Origin of the sequence: Streptoalloteichus hindustanus, assembly GCF_900129375.1 — a bacterium.
Taxonomy (GTDB): Bacteria; Actinomycetota; Actinomycetes; order Mycobacteriales; family Pseudonocardiaceae; genus Streptoalloteichus; species Streptoalloteichus hindustanus.
On sequence record NZ_FQVN01000006.1, the window covers coordinates 175,329 to 190,393 of the forward strand.

A 15,065-nucleotide genomic window follows, 5' to 3' on the forward strand; every position below is an offset into this window, starting at 1 on the left:
CTGAAACCCCTTCACATATCGGGGATCGGTTCAGCGCCCCCGTGCGAGCCGCTCCAGGAGGAACGCCCGCAGCGCGTCGAGATCGGCGTCCACGGCCACCTCGATCTCCCGGCCCACCCGGTTGACCGACTGGCGCCGGCGGTCGCCGACCACCATCCCGCGCGTGGGGCCAGTTCCGCACTCCACCTCGACGGACATCCGTTGGCAGCGCAGGATGCCCGGCTGGATCGCCTCGGCGAGGGCGACCGCGTCGTGCAGCACCATGACGTCCCTGCCGAGCGCCTGCCGGTAGTTCGCCCGGTACGGCGCGGTGAGGCTGGTCAGGCCCGCGCCGACCGGTCCGGAGGCGGCCAGCGCGTCGAGCCACTCCGGGTCCACCGCGCACCGGTGCGTGAGGTCGACCGGCACGAGGACGACCGGCACGTCCTCCTCGACCAGCACCCGGCGGGCCGCCTCCGGGTCGCTCCAGATGTTGAACTCGGCCACCGCGGTGATGTTGCCGGTCTCCAGGCCGCCACCCATCACCACCAGCCGGTCGATCCTCGGCTTCAGCTCCGGGTGGCAGGCGAGCAGGAGCGCGATGTTGGTCAGCGGCCCGATCGGCGCGATCGTCACCGGCTCCTCGGCCCGCCGCAGCACGTCGGCCAGGACCTCCACGGCCCGCCGCGGGTCGATCTCGTTGTGCGGCACGGGAAGCGACCTGGACTGCCCGCCCAACCCGTCGTCGCCGTGGACGTGCGTCGAGCGATGGGGCTGCGGGCGCACCAGAGGCCGGTCCGCGCCGGCCGCGACCGGGACGTCGTGCCGCCCGCACAGCGCCAGCACGCGCCGCGCGTTGCCGGTGGTCGCCTCCAGGCTCACGTTGCCGAACACCGTGGTCACCGCCCGGAGATCGACCTCCGGGCTGCCCACGGCCAGGGCGAGCGCGAACGCGTCGTCGATCCCGGGATCGGTGTCGACGACCAGGGGACGCGGACTCATCGGGCCAACACCGCCTCGACCTCGGCCAGCGTCGGCAGCGCGGGCTGCGCGCCGTGCCGGGTCGCGGTCAGCGCACCCACGGCACACGCCCTGCGCAACGCCTCCTCGTCGTCGCGCCCCTCCAGCAGGCCGAGGACCAGCGCGGCGGTGAACGCGTCCCCGGCGGCGGTCCCGTCCACGGCGTCCACCCTCGGCGGCGTCGCCCTGGCGACCTCCCTGCCGTCGCGCAGCAACATGGCGCCCTCCGCGCCGAGCGTCACGGCCACCGTCCGCGCCTGGTCGACGCCCGGCACCCCCTCGTACTCGGCCCGGTTGACGACGACCAGGTCGGCGCGGTCGAGCACGGACCTGGGCACGGGCCGCGCGGGCGCCGCGTTGATCGCGAAGAAGTTCGGCGCGTGCTCGGCGGCGGCCACCACGGCCGACTCGGGAACCTCCAGCACCGTGAGCACCGCGTCGGCGTCGGCGAGCTGTCCGGGGTGGACGGTCACGTGCGCGTTCGCCCCCGGCACAACCACAATCGTGGTGTCGGCCGACTCGTCCACCTCGATCAGCGCCACCCCGGTCGCATCCTCCACAGTGGACACGTGGGTCAGGTCGACGCCGTCGGCGCGCAGCAACGCGAGCGCGGGCTCGGCCATCGCGTCCGCACCCACCGCGCCCACCAGCGACACCCGCGCGCCCAGTCTGCGCGCCGCCAGCGCCTGGTTCGCGCCCTTGCCGCCGGGCGCCCGCTCGAACCGGGTCGCGGTCAACGTCTCGCCTGGCTGGGGCAGCGCGCGCACCCCCGCCACGAGGTCGAGGTTCACGCTGCCGACGACGGTGATCGAAGGTGCCACGCCCCCATCCTGCCCGCTCCACCCCACGATCGTGCGGCTGGCCCGCACCCCGTTCCCCGAGCTGGGGTCAATCCCGCCGCCGGTCCGCGGACGCGGTTGGAAGTGGGCCCGGGCATCCCGCGTTGTCGTGGGCGCCCGGGCTTCGCGCTGTAGAGGGGGCTCCAGTCTGTAGCGGAGCGACTACACGTCCGTGTTCGGGGTGGAGGTCAGTCGGCCAGCGCTTAGGCTGCGCGCATGACGAGCATGTGGGGGGCTCCGATGGCCACGCGCTGGTCCGCGTGGCGCAGGCGAGACCCGCAACAGGCGCGGTTCCTGACCAAGGAGTCGTTGCGGTGGGTGTGGCGCAACCGCGCCTTCACGCCCTGGTACCTGGTCCGCTACTGGCGGCTGCTCAAGTTCAGGCTCGCCAACCCGCACATCGTGCTGCGGGGCATGGTGTTCCTCGGGCGGAACGTGGAGATCCACTGCCGGCCCGGCTACGGGCGGCTGGAGATCGGCCGCTGGGTGCACATCGGCGACGGCAACGCGATCCGCTGCCACGAGGGCTCGCTCCGCATCGGTGACAAGGCCGTGTTCGGCAAGGACAACACCGTCAACTGCTACATGGACGTGGAGATCGGCGCGTCCACACTGGTCGCCGACTGGGTCTACATCTGCGACTTCGACCACGTCACCAGCGACATCAACCAGCCCATCAAGGACCAGGGCATCGTGAAGACCCCGGTGCGCATCGGTCCGGACTGCTGGATCGGGACCAAGGTGACCGTCCTCAGAGGAACGCGGGTCGGACGCGGCAGTGTGCTCGGCGCGCACGCGGTGGTGCGGGGCGACATTCCGGACTATTCGATCGCCGTCGGCGCTCCTGCCCGCGTGGTGCGCAACCGGAAGGCGGACTACGACGCGAGCGCGGCGGAGCGCGCCCGGGAGGCGGCAGCCGTCGCGGACATGGCCCGCAAGGCGGCCGAGGCGTTGAAGAAGACCCTCGACACCTGAGCGCGCGCCCTCCTCGTCTCACCGTCGATCCGAGCACATGACCCGATCGACGTTGCTCGGCCGGCAAACCCTGCGCTGTTGGCGTGGTTCTCGCGGATTCGTCGGGAACCACGCCCCGTGCCCCCGTTCGACCCGCCAAGATCACCCGAGTTCAGCAAGCCTCGGTGCCCTAAGCGGGGGAAGACATGTCCGAACCGGACCCGACGTTGCGCGGCCAGGAACTGGGTGAGGAACTGCGCAAGCTGCGCGAGAAGGCGGGACTGAAGATCGCCGACGTCGCCGTGCGCATCGACGTCTCCCAGAGCAAGCTCAGCCGCCTCGAAACCGGACGGCGCAACGCCCAGGTCGAGGACGTCGCCGCCCTTCTGGCCATCTACGGCGTGGTCGGCGCGAAGCGCCGTGAACTCCTGGACCTGGCACGTGAAGCGGACCGACTCGGCTGGTGGCAACGCGACCGCCCGGACTTCCAGGCCCGCCAGCGCACGCTCATCTCCCTGGAGTCCCAGGCTGACCAGATCATCAACTTCGAGGGCATGAACATGCCCGGGCTGCTCCAGACGGGGGAGTACACGCGATCTCTGATGCTGGAGTGCGGCATGGTTCCGCAGGATGAGGTCGAGGACCGGATGGTGACTCGTCTGCGTCGTCACTCTGTCCTGCATCGAGAGCGCCCCCCGCAGCTGCTGGCGATCATCGATGAGTTGGTGCTGCGACGGATCATCGGTGGGGTCGACGTACTTCGGAGGCAGTTCGATCATCTTGTTGAACTGTCCGCTCGCCCGAACATCAAGATCCGCGTTGTGCCCAACCAACAAGCGCATCCCGGACTGACCGGCTCCTTCGCGATCTTGAGGCGTACGGGCGCGCCGGTCGTGGTCTTCCTGGAGAACATGACCTCCAGCCTGTTCTTGGAGGAGCGCCGAGAGGTTGCCCAGTACGAGGGTGCCGTCCGAAAACTCTTGGCAACCGCACACAGCGAGGAACACTCTAGGGTGCTGATCGCCGCCCTCGCGCGGAGGCTGGAGACGGAAGCGAGCGTGCCATGACCAGCGAACAGAGCGGACTTGTCTGGCGGAAGAGTAGGCGCAGTAGCTACCAGGAAAACTGCGTAGAGGTGGCGTTCGTTCCCACGTGGCGGAAGAGCAGCTACAGCAGCACGAAGGAGAACTGCGTGGAGGTCACCCTCGCCCGGGGCGAGGTGACGGTGCGGGACTCGAAGAACCCGTCGGGAGCGGCGTTGACGTTCTCGCAGAACTCCTTTGGGGCGTTCGTGAGCTCGGTGCGGAGCGGTCACCTGGGGTGACCGCTCTGTGGGAAGCAGGGAAGGGGTGTGGTGTGTCGTGACCATCGTCCGAAGCCAGTCCACGTGGCAGAAGAGCAGCCACAGCGGCACTCAGGAGAACTGCGTGGAGGTGGCGTTCGTCCGCGTGTGGCGGAAGAGCAGCTACAGCACTAGCCAGGAGAACTGCGTCGAGGTCGGCTACACCTGGCGGAAGAGCAGTCGCAGTGGCAGCCAGGAGAACTGCGTGGAGGTTGCGCCCAACGTCCACGGGTACGTGGCCGTGCGGGACTCGAAGAACCCCGAGGGTCCCGCGTTGTCGTTCTCGCCCGGTGTGTTCGGGGCGTTCGTCGCGGCGATGCGTCGCGACCGGGTGCGCTGACCGAGGTGTGCTGATCGACCCCCACCCCGACGTCGTTGGTCAGGGTGGGGGTGGGCCGAAGATGTTGCCCGTGGGGATTTTGGGGCGGGGGAGGGGCGGTCGGGGTTGTCGGCGGGCGGCCGCGTAGACGTCGGCGGTGCCGGTGGCGATGCGGTCCCAGTCGAAGTCGGTGGTGAGGCGGGCCTTCGCGGCGCGGGCGCGGCGGCGGGCCGCCGCCGGGTCGTCCAGGACCTCGCGCACGGCGGTGGCCAGGCCGGCGACGTCGCCGGGCGGGAAGGACAGTCCGGTCGCGCCGTCGACCACGACCTCGCCGAGGCCGCCGGCGGTGGAGGCGACCAGAGGTACGCCGGCCGCAGCCGCCTCCAGCGCGACGATGCCGAACGGCTCGTAGCGGCTGGGCAGCACCACCGCGTCGGCGGCGGAGAGCAGGGCGGCCAGGTCGGCGTCCGACAGGTGCCCGGTGAACCGCACGGAGCGCGCGACGCGGTGCTTGCGGGCCTGCTCGGCCAGCCAGTCCTCGTGCGAGCCCTTGCCGGCGACCACGACGGTGGCGCCGGGGTGGCTGCGCCGGATGCGGGGCAGGGCGGCGATCAGGTCCTGGACGCCCTTCTCCCACTCCAGTCGGCCGAAGAAGAGCAGCAGCGGCGCGTCCGGCCGGCCGAAGCGCGCGCGGGCCTCGGCCACCGCGTCCGGCTTCACGCGCCAGCGGCGCGGCTCGATCCCGTTGTGCAGCACGGTGATCGTCTCGGGGTCGACCTCGAAGAGGTGCACGACCTCGTCCCGCATCGCCGACGAGCAGGTGACCAGGGCGTCGGCCCGGTTCGCCAGCCACCACTCCACCGAGTGCACCTGCTGGTTCAGGGCGTGGGACAGCCAGCCGGAGTGCCGGCCGGCCTCGGTGGCGTGGATGGTGGCCACCAGGGGGACCTCGGCCGCGTCGGCCAGGGTGATCGCCGGGTGGGTGACGAGCCAGTCGTGGGCGTGCACCACGTCCGGCCGCCAGTCCCGCAGCAGGGCGAGGCCGGCCCGCACCATGGCGTGGCCCATGGCCAGGGTCCAGGCCACCAGGTCGCGCTCGAACACCAGGTGCGGCGGGTCCTCGGCCACCCTGATCAGCCGGACGCCCTCGCTGACCAGGTCGGAGTCGGGGTGGGTGGCGGCGTCGGTGCCGGCCGGCTGGCGGCACAGCACGACCACCTCGTGGCCCTGGGCGGCGAGCTGCCGGGCCAGGGCGTGCACATGCCGACCGAGCCCGCCGACCACGACCGGCGGGTACTCCCAGGACAGCATCAGCACGCGCATCGGCGGAATCCTCCCAGGTCGCCCCTGGCCGGTTACTTACCGGTACCTTTCCAACGTCCGTGGGACCCCGGAAGGTGTGATCGACACAGCCGTCGTTCGGGTGGTGTGCTGGCACCGCGCCCTGTTCCCCGCCGTCGCGTTGCCGCTGGTCGCGGGAACGGCCATGCTGGCGTGTGGCCGATCTCGGACTCCTGGGAGGCGCCGTGAGCCTCGACGAACTGCGCCAACGGGGCCGGGAGACCTTCGCGACGCTCATCCCCAACGGCGAGGAACGGCTCGACCGGCTCTACCTGACCGCCCCCGCGCTGGGCGAGCTGACGGTGAGCACGGTCTACGGGTACCTGCACCACCGGCCCGCGTTCGACCCGCGCACGCGGGAGGCGGTCGCGCTGGCGGCGGTCATGGCGTCGGGCACCACCGAGACCCCGCTGGCCATCCACATCCGCACCGGGCTGGCCTCCGGCCTCGCGCCCGCCGAGGTGGTGGAGGTGCTGGTCCAGACGGCGGCGTTCAGCGGGTACCCGCGCGCGGTGCAGGCGTTGGCCAGGGTGGAGGAGGTGCTGGGCGAGGCGGGGTCCCCGCTGCCCGCGTTCCCCGCGCCGCGTGAGGTCCTGCTCCTGCTGATCGAGCGGCTGCGCGCGGAGGGGCGGGGCGGCACCGCCTGGCGGGACTCCACTGTGGACACCGACGAGCGCGACTACCTCGACGAGCCCGAGGGCGGGAACTCGGCCGAGCTCCTGGAACCCGAGTTCGGCGACGACCGCGCCCTGGCGGAGCTCAGGGACATGGCGGTGGCCGGACTGCACGTGCAGGTGCGGACCACGAGCGCGCACACCGCGATCGCCCTCTTCAACGGGCAGTCCGACCGGCCGTCGGCCGTGGTGCACGCGACCATGCACGCCGGCCGGGTCGTCGAGCTGGTGTGCCTGCGGCCGACAGCCTGACACCGACGACCTGACGCGGGCGATCTGACACCGACGACCTGACACCGACGACCTGACGCGGGCGATCTGACACCGGCGCCGCTGGCGCCCTACGGTCGGCGCGCGAGGTCGCGGGCGTCGAGATGCCCGAACGGGCCGTCCTCGTGCCGCAGCCGGGCGGCGAGCGCGTCCGCCTCCGCCCGTCGGCTGCCGGACACCAGGTCCACCAGCTCGCGGAACCGCGCGGTGTGCCGCGCCGCCCGCTCCCTGGCGTAGCTCGCCGCCGAGTCCTTGGTGACCATGAACGCCCAGTCGCTGGACAGCGCCAGCAACGCCTCCCTGGCCACCTGGTCCAGCACCGGGTCGCGGTCCGGCCCGCCGAAGGAGTCCACAGTGGACAGAAGGGCGCGCTGGACGTCGGCCCCGGTGGCCACCAGGTCGGCGACCTGCTCGCCGTCCCAGACCCGCCAGTCCTTGCCCGAACCCCATGACGAGGCGGGGAGGTCCACCGGATCGCCGAGGTGGCCCGCAGCCACCGCGCCGCGCAACGTGGTCACCCGCACGCCGGCCTCGGGCAGCGCGGTCAGCACCGCCTCCATCCACTGTGGACCCTCGTGCCACCAGTGCCCGTACAGCTCGGTGTCGTAGGCCGCCACGACCATGCCGGGCCGGCCGTGCTGGTCGGCCAACGATCGCAGTCGCCGGACGACGACGTCCACGAAGTCCCGCACGTGCTCCTGGACCGCCACCGCCGCCAGTGCCGGCTCGTAGGGCTTCTTCCGCTCCGGCGCGACCTGCTTTCCCGTGACGCGGGAGGGTTTCAGGCCGGTGGGGTGGTCGAAGGTGTGGAAGTCGCGGTAGGCGGCGTGCCCCGGGTAGCCGGCGCGCGGAGACCACACCCGGTACGTGACCTCAAGGTCGCGGCCGAAGCAGACCACATCGGAATTGCCGACCGGGCGGGCGAAGGCCGTCTCGCCCCGCAGCGACGGGCCGTCGACCAGGAACCGCCGCACGCCCGCCGCCGCGTAGTCGGCTTCCATCCCCGGCGCGTAGCCGCACTCGGGCGCCCAGATCCCGGCCGGCGTCGTGCCGATGCGCCAGGTGGTGTCGGTGAGGCCCGCGCGGAGCGCGAAGGCGCGCACCCGGCGGTCGAGCAGTGGTTGGAAGGGGTGGGTCGCCGGGCCGCCGAGCAGTTCGACAACACCGGAGTCGACCAACGGTCGCAGCAGCGGGGAGAACCCGTGCCGCCACCGGTTCTCGAACACGTCGAGCGCCCGACTCGCCTGACGGTGCTCGGCGGCGGCCAGCTCGCGCAGCGCCGGGTCGGCCTTCCACCGCCCGCCCCAGCGCGTCGCGGCGTGGTGCGCTCGGATCTGCCAGGTTCCCAGCCAGTGGTGGAAGTTCCGCAGCGAGTACGGGTCGTCGAGCTGCGCGGCGAGCACCGGTGTCACGCCGAGCGTCAGCACGTCGCGCAGCCCGCGTTCCGCCATGCGCTCCGCCAGGTCCACGACCGGCAGGTAGGAGTGCGCCCACGCCTGGTAGAGCCACTCCTCGCCCACCGGCCAGGACCCGTGGCGCGCCAGCCAGGGCAGGTGGCTGTGCAGCACCAGGCAGAAGCTGCCGACCGGCTCCCGGGTCACGGGCGCACCGCCACCGCGACCAGGTCCAGGCTCGCGTCCAGGTCCCGCTCCGCGATCTCGAAGTCCGAAGTGGACACCGACGCCACGTCGGCGAGCAGGGCCGGCGGCCACGGCTCGCCGGACAGCGCCACGGCGACCTGCGCGTCGATGACCGAGCCGCCGTGCGCGGCATCGAGCTCGCGCAGGCGCGGGCCGTGGTGCAGCCCGGCCAGCGTCCGGACCCGGAACCCCGCCCCGCGCAGCAGCTCGTCCAGCTCGGCGGGGGACAGCTCCCTGGTGTGGAACGGGTTGAGCGGGGTGTCCCTGCCGGGGGAGAAGGTGAGGCGGTTGGGCGTGGTCACGACCAGCGTGCCGCCGGGGCGCAGCACCCGCGCGCACTCCGCGAGGAAGCCCTCCTGGTCCCACAGGTGTTCGATCACCTGGAGGTTCGCCACGACGTCCACCGACGCCGAGGGCAGCGGCAGGCTCGCGAGGTTGCCGCGCACGACCCGCAGCTCGGGGTAGCGGCGGGCGACGTGGGCGGAGGTCAGCTCGTCGTAGTCCAGCGCGACGACCTCGCTGGCCACGGTCGCGATCATCGCGGCCCCGTAGCCCTCGCCGCAGCCGGCCTCCAGCACCCGAGCCCCGGCGCAGTGCGGCAGCAGCGCCTCGTACGCCGCCTTGTGGCGCCGGAACCAGTAGTTCTCCTCGGGCACACCGGGCACTGTGCGCTCCCCGGTGAGCGGCAGGGGCTCGGCCGGGTCGATCGGCTGCGAGGTCACCGGCGGAGGGTAACCGTGGGACCCCCACCACCTGCCCGATCGGGTAGCACCGACAGCGTCCGCCCAGGTGAGCGCCATCACGCCGCCCGAGCGTTCGCGGCGTCCTCAGTTGATCACGAGGCCACTCTCGCGGTGCTCGTAGTCGACGCGCAGGTCCGGCACGGCCTCCTCGGGAAGGTCCGCCGCGAGCCCGATGACCTCGCGCACGTACTGGTCCAGCTCCGGCAACGTGCGAGCGTAGGTGTGCGCCCCCTGGAGTTCGGGCACGTCCGCGAGCCTTGTCCCGTTCTCCCGGGTGACGACGACGGTGTAGGCGTGGTTCGGCATCGCCGGCTTGGCCATCCCTTCCTGAGCGCGGGGTCGAGATTCTTCGTCGGTCTTGTGTGAGTGACGCGCGAGTGGCGCTGCGTGTCAGGGATCAGAGTGGCTCACCGCGGTGTCGGGTGTGCGGAGGGTGACTGCGGCGGGTTCGCCACCTGTGCGATCGGGTAGCGTCCGCCGTCGTCCGGCCAGGTGAGCACCATCACGCCATCCGGGTGCTTGCTGGCGTTTGCGCCCCCGCTACTGGCCAGTAACATCGGCGTGGTCGAGGCCACCGTGCCACACCGGCGCCTGACATGGCAGGGTCGGTCGAACATCCGGCCTTGCGCCAGCCATGCGCCGCAGTCCGCAGGAGGTCGAAGGGGACCCATGAACATCGTCGTCCTGGTCAAGCAAGTGCCCGACACCAACTCCGAGCGCAGGCTGACCGACTCAGACCACACCCTGGACCGCGCGTCCGCGGACGTCGTGCTCGACGAGATCAACGAGCGCGCCGTGGAGGAGGCCCTGCGGCTCCAGGAAGCCCACGGCGGCGAGGTCACCGTCGTCACGATGGGTCCGGACAGCGCGACCGACGCGCTCCGCAAGGCGCTGTCGATGGGCGCCGACAAGGCGGTGCACCTGAGCGACGCGGCCCTGCACGGGTCGGACGCCGTGCAGACCGCCAGGGCGCTGGCCAAGGTGATCGGCACGGTCGAGGGCGTGGACCTGGTCCTGGCCGGCAACGAGGCCACCGACGGCCGGATGGGCGCCCTGCCCGCCATGGTCGCCGAGGTGCTGGGCCTGCCGGCGCTGACCCACGCGCGCAAGGTCGAGATCGACGGCACGACCGTCCGGGTCGAGCGGGAGACCGACGAGGGCGTCGCCTTCGTCGAGGCGAGCCTGCCGGCCGTGGTGAGCGTCGGCGAGAAGATCAACGAGCCGCGCTACCCGTCCTTCAAGGGCATCATGGCCGCCAAGAAGAAGCCGGTCGCCACGCTCGGCCTGGCCGACGCGGGCATCGACGCCGCCGAGGTCGGTCTGGCCAACGCCACCACCACCGTGCTGGAGGTCGCGCCGAAGCCGCCGCGCTCCGGTGGCCAGAAGATCGAGGACGCCGGCGACGGCGGTGTGAGGATCGCCGAGTTCCTGGTCGCCCAGAAGCTCATCTGACGACGCAGCGAGGAGGAGAACAAGCCAATGTCCGAGGTTCTGGTCCTCGTTGACCACGTCGACGGCGAGGTCAAGAAGGTCACCTTCGAGCTGCTGACCGCGGCCCGCCGGCTGGGCGAGCCCGCCGCGGTCGTCGTCGGCGCCCCCGGCTCCGCCGCGAAGGCGAAGGACGCCCTGGCCCGCCACGGCGCGGCCGCGGTGTACGTCGCCGAGTCCGACGAGGCGGCCGACCTGCTGGTGACGCCGAAGGTGGACGTGCTGGCCGCGCTGGTCGGCTCGGCCGCCCCGGCCGCCGTCCTGGTCGCGGCCACCGCGGAGGGCAAGGAGGTCGCCGGCCGGCTCGCCGTCCGCGTGGGCTCCGGCGTGCTCGCCGACGCCGTCGACCTGGACGGCGAGGGTGTGGCCACCCAGTCCGTGTTCGGTGGCGCCTACACCGTGAAGGCCAGGGTGACCACCGGCGTGCCGGTGATCAGCCTGCGGCCGGGCGCCGTGGAGGCCGAGGAGTCGGCCGGCGCCGCCGCCGAGAAGACCGTCGAGGTCCCGGCGGTCGACCCGGCCAGGGCGGTGCGGGTGACCCGCCGCGAGCCGGTGACCGGCGGCGACCGGCCGGAGCTGGCCGAGGCGTCCGTGGTCGTCTCGGGCGGCCGCGGCGTGGGCAGCGCGGACAACTTCGCCATCGTGGAGAAGCTGGCCGACGTGCTCGGCGGCGCCGTGGGCGCCTCCAGGGCGGCCGTGGACTCCGGCTACTACCCGCACCAGTTCCAGGTCGGCCAGACCGGCAAGACCGTCGCCCCGCAGCTCTACGTCGCGCTGGGCATCTCCGGCGCGATCCAGCACCGGGCCGGCATGCAGACCTCGAAGACGATCGTCGCGGTGAACAAGGACCCCGAGGCGCCCATCTTCGAGATCGCCGACTTCGGCGTGGTCGGCGACCTGTTCCAGGTCGCGCCGCAGCTCACCGAGGAGATCGGCAAGCGCAAGGGCTGACGCCCGGCACACACCGGCAGGGGGACGGGCTCCGCTGCGCGCGGAGGCCGTCCCCCTGGTGTGCATTAGGGTCGGTGAAACCGGAAGTGGGTTTAACCCTACCGGGGTATTGCCTCTATCCACCCCGGGGCGATCCCTGATCCTTTCGGTCAGGGATTCACCGATATTCCACCGACACGTCATCAGAGGGGCTTCCGCATGTACCGAGCGAACCGGTAGACCGAGGTCATGACGCAGTCGCAAGTGCTGGTGAGTTCCGCGGGAGTGGGAGCCGAGCAGTCGCAGGGCTCCCCGCGTTACTCGCTGCTCGTGGCACGGGAGACCGAGGAGGTCCTGGCGGCGCAACGGTTGCGCCACCGGGTCTTCGCCGAGGAAATGGGGGCGACGTTGCACACCAGGGAACCTGGTGTCGACGTCGATGAGTTCGACGAGTTTTGCGATCACCTCGTGGTCCGGGAGGACAACACCGGGGAGATCGTCGGCACGTACCGGATGTTGCCGCCGGAACGCGCCGCCGAGGCGGGCCGGTTGTACTCCGAGACGGAATTCGATCTTGGTGCGCTGTCCTCGCTGCGCCCGGCGATCGTGGAGGCCGGCCGGTCGTGCGTCCACCCGGACCACCGCACCGGCGCCGTGGTGAGCCTGGTGTGGGCGGGCATCGGCCGCTACATGCTGCTGTCCGGGCACAGCCACCTCGCCGGGTGCGCGTCCGTGCCGCTGGCCGACGGCGGCGGGGTCGCGGCCAGCGTGTGGGACCTGGTGCGGGCCAAGCACTACGCGCCGGAGGAGTACCGGGTCCGGCCGCTCAACCCGTGGGACGTCGACTCGGTGGAGCGGCCGGCGCGGACGGTCGTGCCGCCGCTGCTCAAGGGCTACCTGCGGTTGGGCGCGTGGGTGTGCGGCCCGCCGGCCCACGACCCCGACTTCGGGGTGGCCGACCTGTTCATCCTGCTGTCCCTGGAGCGCGTGGACCCGAGGTACCTGCGCTTCTTCCTGGGGGAGATGGAGTGAGCCACGCGGTGCTGGCGCCGCCGACGCCGGGCAGTCACCCGTGGATGCCCGTGTCGCCCTGCGGTGACCACTGCATTCCCGGGGCCGACGAGACGCCCGGCGTCGGCGCGGCCCGCCGCGCGCTCCGCTTCGGCGCGTTGTTCCTGGTGGTGTTGTCCGGGGTGCCGATCGCGGCGCTCTACCCGGTCCTCGGGCCGCGGGGCAGGCAGTGGCTCGCGCGTCGGTGGTTCCGCGCGGTGCTGCGGGCCATCGGGGCCCGCCTCGTCGTGCGCGGGGAACCGCGGTTCGCCGGGGAGGGCGCGGGAGCGCTGGTGGTCGGCAACCACTGCTCCTGGCTGGACATCGTCGCGCTGGACGCCGTGCAGCCCGTGCGGATGCTCGCCAAGCGCGAGGTGCGGAGCTGGCCGGTCGTCGGGTGGTTCGCCGCCGCCACCGGTTCGGTGTTCGTCGACAGGGAGCGGCTGAGCGCCCTCCCCGGGACCGTCGCCGACCTCGCCGCGGTGCTGCGGGAGGGCGCCGTGGTCGGCGTGTTCCCCGAGGGCACCACGTGGTGCGGCGCGGCCTCCGGGCGCTACCGCAGCGCCCCCTTCCAGGCCGCGCTCGACGCCGGCGTCCCGGTGCGGCCGGTCGCGGTGCGCTACCTCGTCAACGGATCGCCCACCTCGGCGGTCGCCTTCGTCGGCGCGGACACCCTGTGGCACTCGGTGCGCCGGGTCGTCGGCCTGCGCGGCCTGGTCGTGGAGGTCGAGCCGCTGCCCGAGCTCACGAACCGCTCCGCCGCCGACCGCAGGGAGCTCGCCGCCCTGGCCGAGCGGCTCGTCGCCGCCGCCACCTATCCCGACGACGCGTCGGGTCCGCGTCCGCAGCGCGCCGCGGCCTGACACCACACCAACACCGCGCCCGGACGGCACGTTCGCCCCGCCAGGGGTGGGCCTGCCGCCCGGGCGTTGTCCTTCCCCCGACCGGCAACGCTCGTCGGCGGAACCGGCGACCGCGTCGCGGCGGCAGGGGCGTGCCTGGTGTGGCGAAGAATGCACTGGACCTCCAGCCGGGTCGAAGTGTGAGAGTGGCGCGGTGACCTCGACGACCACCTCGCGCCGCAGCGCGCTCTGGGCCCCTGACCGAAGATTCGTGACTCTGGCGCTGTTCCTCCTGGTCACCCTGGCCGCGTTCGAGGGGATGAGCCTGGGCACCGCGCTGCCGACGATCGTGGCCGACCTGCACGGCGAGTCGATGTACTCGTGGCCGTTCGTCGCGTTCCTCGCCGCGAGCGTCGTCGGCACCGTCCTGTCCGGACGGATCAGTGACAGGTGGGGGCCGGTGCCCGCGCTCGTGGTGGGGCCGCTGCTCTTCCTCGCCGGCCTGGTGATCGCCGGGGTCGCCCAGACGATGGTCGTGCTGCTCGTCGGCCGGGTGCTCCAGGGCGTCGGCAGCGGCGCGCAGGTCGTGGCGCTCTACGTGATGATCGCCCAGGTCTACCCGGAGCGGGACCGGCCGGCCGCCTTCGGCGTGCTCTCCGCCGCGTGGGTGATCCCGTCCCTGGTCGGCCCGACCGTGGCCGGGCTGCTCACCCAGCACCTGAGCTGGCGGTGGGTGTTCCTCAGCCTCGCCCCGCTGGTGGCGGTCGGCGTGCTGATGCTGACCCCGGTCCTGCGCCAGCTCGGCATCCGCCGGGACAGCTCTGGCGGCGACGAGCGGTGGTGGCTGCTGCCGCTGGCCGCGGTCGGCGCGGCGGCCGGCCTGGCCTCGCTGACCTGGGCCGCGCAGCACCCCTCGCTCGGCTCCGCCGGGGTCGCCGCGGTCGCGCTGGCCGTGCTGGTCCCCGCGCTGCGCCACCTGCTGCCCGCCGGCACCCTCGTCGGCCGTCCCGGCCTGCCGATGACGATCCTGTCCCGCGGCCTGATCGCCGGCGTGTTCTTCTCCGTGGAGGCGTACGTCCCGCTGACGCTGTCCTCGGTGCACGGCTTCTCGCCGGCCATGGCCGGTCTGCCGCTCACCCTCGGCTCGCTCGGCTGGTCGGCCGCCTCGATGTGGCAGGCCCGCCGCGAGGGCGACCCCCAGGTGCGCATCCGGAACGGGTTTCTGCTCGTGGCGGTGGCCGCCGTCGGCATCGTGGTCATCGCGCCGGACTGGGGCCCGCCGTGGGCGGTGGTGCCGCTGTGGCTGGTCGCCGGGGCGGGCATGGGCCTGGCGATGCCCAGCATCAGCGTCCGCACGATCTCGCTGTCCGCGGACGGGGAGCAGGGCGCGAACTCGGCCGCCCTCCAGGTCTGCGACATGCTCGGCAGCGCGTGCCTGATCGGGCTGGGCGGCGCGCTGATCGGGGCGTTGGCCTCCACCGCCCACCCCACGGCGGCGGTGATCCCGTTCGACCTGCTGATGGCCGGCGTCGCGCTGCTCGGCGCGGTGCTCGTCAGCCGGAAATGACGCTGGTCACGCGGCGCTGGCGGGACGCTCGCACGCGTTCCTGACCACCACCGGATCGGACTACCCT

General features: G+C 72.6%; 16 protein-coding genes and 1 pseudogene. 11 read left to right on the plus strand and 6 right to left on the minus strand.

The features are described 5' to 3' along the window. Positions 1–30: 30 nt before the first annotated feature. Positions 31–981 carry a nucleoside hydrolase gene (locus tag BUE43_RS19575; RefSeq protein ID WP_073485313.1) on the minus strand — a complete coding sequence of 317 codons (951 nt, stop codon included), beginning with the start codon at positions 979–981 and terminating at the stop codon, positions 31–33. Next, on the minus strand, positions 978–1,820 hold the full coding sequence (locus BUE43_RS19580; RefSeq protein ID WP_073485315.1) for a ribokinase: 843 nt from the start codon (positions 1,818–1,820) through the stop codon (positions 978–980). The genes BUE43_RS19575 and BUE43_RS19580 overlap by 4 nt, the downstream gene beginning before the upstream one ends. A 234-nt stretch (positions 1,821–2,054) precedes the next feature. Here BUE43_RS19580 and BUE43_RS19585 point away from each other — a divergent pair, with 234 nt between their 5' ends. The 5 genes and pseudogenes from BUE43_RS19585 to BUE43_RS19600 all read left to right on the plus strand — a co-directional run bounded on the left by BUE43_RS19585 (position 2,055) and on the right by BUE43_RS19600 (position 4,474). Next, a complete protein-coding gene (locus tag BUE43_RS19585) occupies positions 2,055–2,813 on the plus strand; it encodes an acyltransferase (RefSeq protein WP_073485318.1) in 759 nt (252 codons plus the stop codon). Between the two features lie 185 nt (positions 2,814–2,998). Further along, entirely contained in the window at positions 2,999–3,859 is an 861-nt protein-coding gene (locus BUE43_RS19590) for a helix-turn-helix domain-containing protein (protein WP_073485320.1), read from the plus strand. Beyond that, positions 3,856–3,912: pseudogene (locus BUE43_RS35995) on the plus strand (hypothetical protein); the annotation flags it as partial. The gene BUE43_RS19590 and the pseudogene BUE43_RS35995, both read left to right, overlap by 4 nt. 15 nt (positions 3,913–3,927) lie before the next feature. Continuing rightward, a complete protein-coding gene (locus tag BUE43_RS19595) occupies positions 3,928–4,116 on the plus strand; it encodes a DUF397 domain-containing protein (protein WP_234995829.1) in 189 nt (62 codons plus the stop codon). Positions 4,117–4,153: 37 nt separating this feature from the next. Further along, positions 4,154–4,474, plus strand: coding sequence for a DUF397 domain-containing protein (locus tag BUE43_RS19600; RefSeq protein ID WP_234995803.1), 321 nt, complete (start codon positions 4,154–4,156; stop codon positions 4,472–4,474). A 39-nt stretch (positions 4,475–4,513) separates the two neighbouring features. Here the strand turns inward: BUE43_RS19600 and BUE43_RS19605 are convergent, their stop codons facing one another. Further along, positions 4,514–5,776, minus strand: coding sequence for a glycosyltransferase family 4 protein (locus BUE43_RS19605; protein WP_073485325.1), 1,263 nt, complete (start codon positions 5,774–5,776; stop codon positions 4,514–4,516). A 203-nt stretch (positions 5,777–5,979) separates the two neighbouring features. Between BUE43_RS19605 and BUE43_RS19610 the strand changes: the two genes are divergently transcribed. Then, entirely contained in the window at positions 5,980–6,720 is a 741-nt protein-coding gene (locus BUE43_RS19610; RefSeq protein ID WP_159447760.1) for a carboxymuconolactone decarboxylase family protein, read from the plus strand. A gap of 89 nt (positions 6,721–6,809) precedes the next feature. Here BUE43_RS19610 and BUE43_RS19615 read toward each other — a convergent pair whose 3' ends face one another. The 3 genes from BUE43_RS19615 to BUE43_RS19625 all read right to left on the minus strand — a co-directional run bounded on the left by BUE43_RS19615 (position 6,810) and on the right by BUE43_RS19625 (position 9,442). Further along, a complete protein-coding gene (locus BUE43_RS19615) occupies positions 6,810–8,339 on the minus strand; it encodes a 1,4-alpha-glucan branching protein domain-containing protein (protein ID WP_073485330.1) in 1,530 nt (509 codons plus the stop codon). Then, the gene (locus BUE43_RS19620) at positions 8,336–9,100 is read right to left on the minus strand and encodes a class I SAM-dependent methyltransferase (RefSeq protein WP_073485332.1); all 765 of its coding nucleotides are present in this window, start codon (positions 9,098–9,100) and stop codon (positions 8,336–8,338) included. Before BUE43_RS19620 ends, BUE43_RS19615 begins: the two co-directional genes overlap by 4 nt. A 105-nt stretch (positions 9,101–9,205) precedes the next feature. Continuing rightward, entirely contained in the window at positions 9,206–9,442 is a 237-nt protein-coding gene (locus BUE43_RS19625; RefSeq protein ID WP_073485335.1) for a type II toxin-antitoxin system HicB family antitoxin, read from the minus strand. 348 nt (positions 9,443–9,790) lie between these two features. Here BUE43_RS19625 and BUE43_RS19630 point away from each other — a divergent pair, with 348 nt between their 5' ends. The 5 genes from BUE43_RS19630 (at position 9,791) to BUE43_RS19650 (ending at position 14,998) form a co-directional block, all read left to right on the plus strand. Next, positions 9,791–10,573 carry an electron transfer flavoprotein subunit beta/FixA family protein gene (locus tag BUE43_RS19630; RefSeq protein WP_073485338.1) on the plus strand — a complete coding sequence of 261 codons (783 nt, stop codon included), beginning with the start codon at positions 9,791–9,793 and terminating at the stop codon, positions 10,571–10,573. A 27-nt stretch (positions 10,574–10,600) separates the two neighbouring features. Then, positions 10,601–11,560: an electron transfer flavoprotein subunit alpha/FixB family protein gene (locus BUE43_RS19635; RefSeq protein WP_073485340.1), complete on the plus strand. Its 960-nt coding sequence runs from the start codon at positions 10,601–10,603 to the stop codon at positions 11,558–11,560. Positions 11,561–11,788: 228 nt separating this feature from the next. Continuing rightward, complete coding sequence (locus tag BUE43_RS19640) at positions 11,789–12,571, plus strand: GNAT family N-acetyltransferase (protein ID WP_073485342.1); 783 nt, start codon at positions 11,789–11,791, stop codon at positions 12,569–12,571. Continuing rightward, entirely contained in the window at positions 12,568–13,452 is an 885-nt protein-coding gene (locus BUE43_RS19645) for a lysophospholipid acyltransferase family protein (RefSeq protein ID WP_234995804.1), read from the plus strand. The genes BUE43_RS19640 and BUE43_RS19645 overlap by 4 nt, the downstream gene beginning before the upstream one ends. 250 nt (positions 13,453–13,702) lie before the next feature. Next, positions 13,703–14,998 (plus strand): MFS transporter, encoded by a 1,296-nt coding sequence (locus BUE43_RS19650; RefSeq protein ID WP_234995805.1) that lies wholly within the window; start codon positions 13,703–13,705, stop codon positions 14,996–14,998. Positions 14,999–15,065 lie beyond the last annotated feature (67 nt).

Bases quoted from the DNA above. Each gene is read 5' to 3' on its own strand.
- BUE43_RS19575 (WP_073485313.1), bottom strand. From the start codon at position 981: ATGAGTCCGCGTCCCCTGGTCGTCGACACCGATCCCGGGATCGACGAC.
- BUE43_RS19585 (WP_073485318.1), top strand. From the start codon at position 2,055: ATGACGAGCATGTGGGGGGCTCCGATGGCCACGCGCTGGTCCGCGTGG.
- BUE43_RS19590 (WP_073485320.1), top strand. From the start codon at position 2,999: ATGTCCGAACCGGACCCGACGTTGCGCGGCCAGGAACTGGGTGAGGAA.
- BUE43_RS19605 (WP_073485325.1), bottom strand. From the start codon at position 5,776: ATGCGCGTGCTGATGCTGTCCTGGGAGTACCCGCCGGTCGTGGTCGGC.
- BUE43_RS19625 (WP_073485335.1), bottom strand. From the start codon at position 9,442: ATGGCCAAGCCGGCGATGCCGAACCACGCCTACACCGTCGTCGTCACC.
- BUE43_RS19630 (WP_073485338.1), top strand. From the start codon at position 9,791: ATGAACATCGTCGTCCTGGTCAAGCAAGTGCCCGACACCAACTCCGAG.
- BUE43_RS19635 (WP_073485340.1), top strand. From the start codon at position 10,601: ATGTCCGAGGTTCTGGTCCTCGTTGACCACGTCGACGGCGAGGTCAAG.
- BUE43_RS19640 (WP_073485342.1), top strand. From the start codon at position 11,789: ATGACGCAGTCGCAAGTGCTGGTGAGTTCCGCGGGAGTGGGAGCCGAG.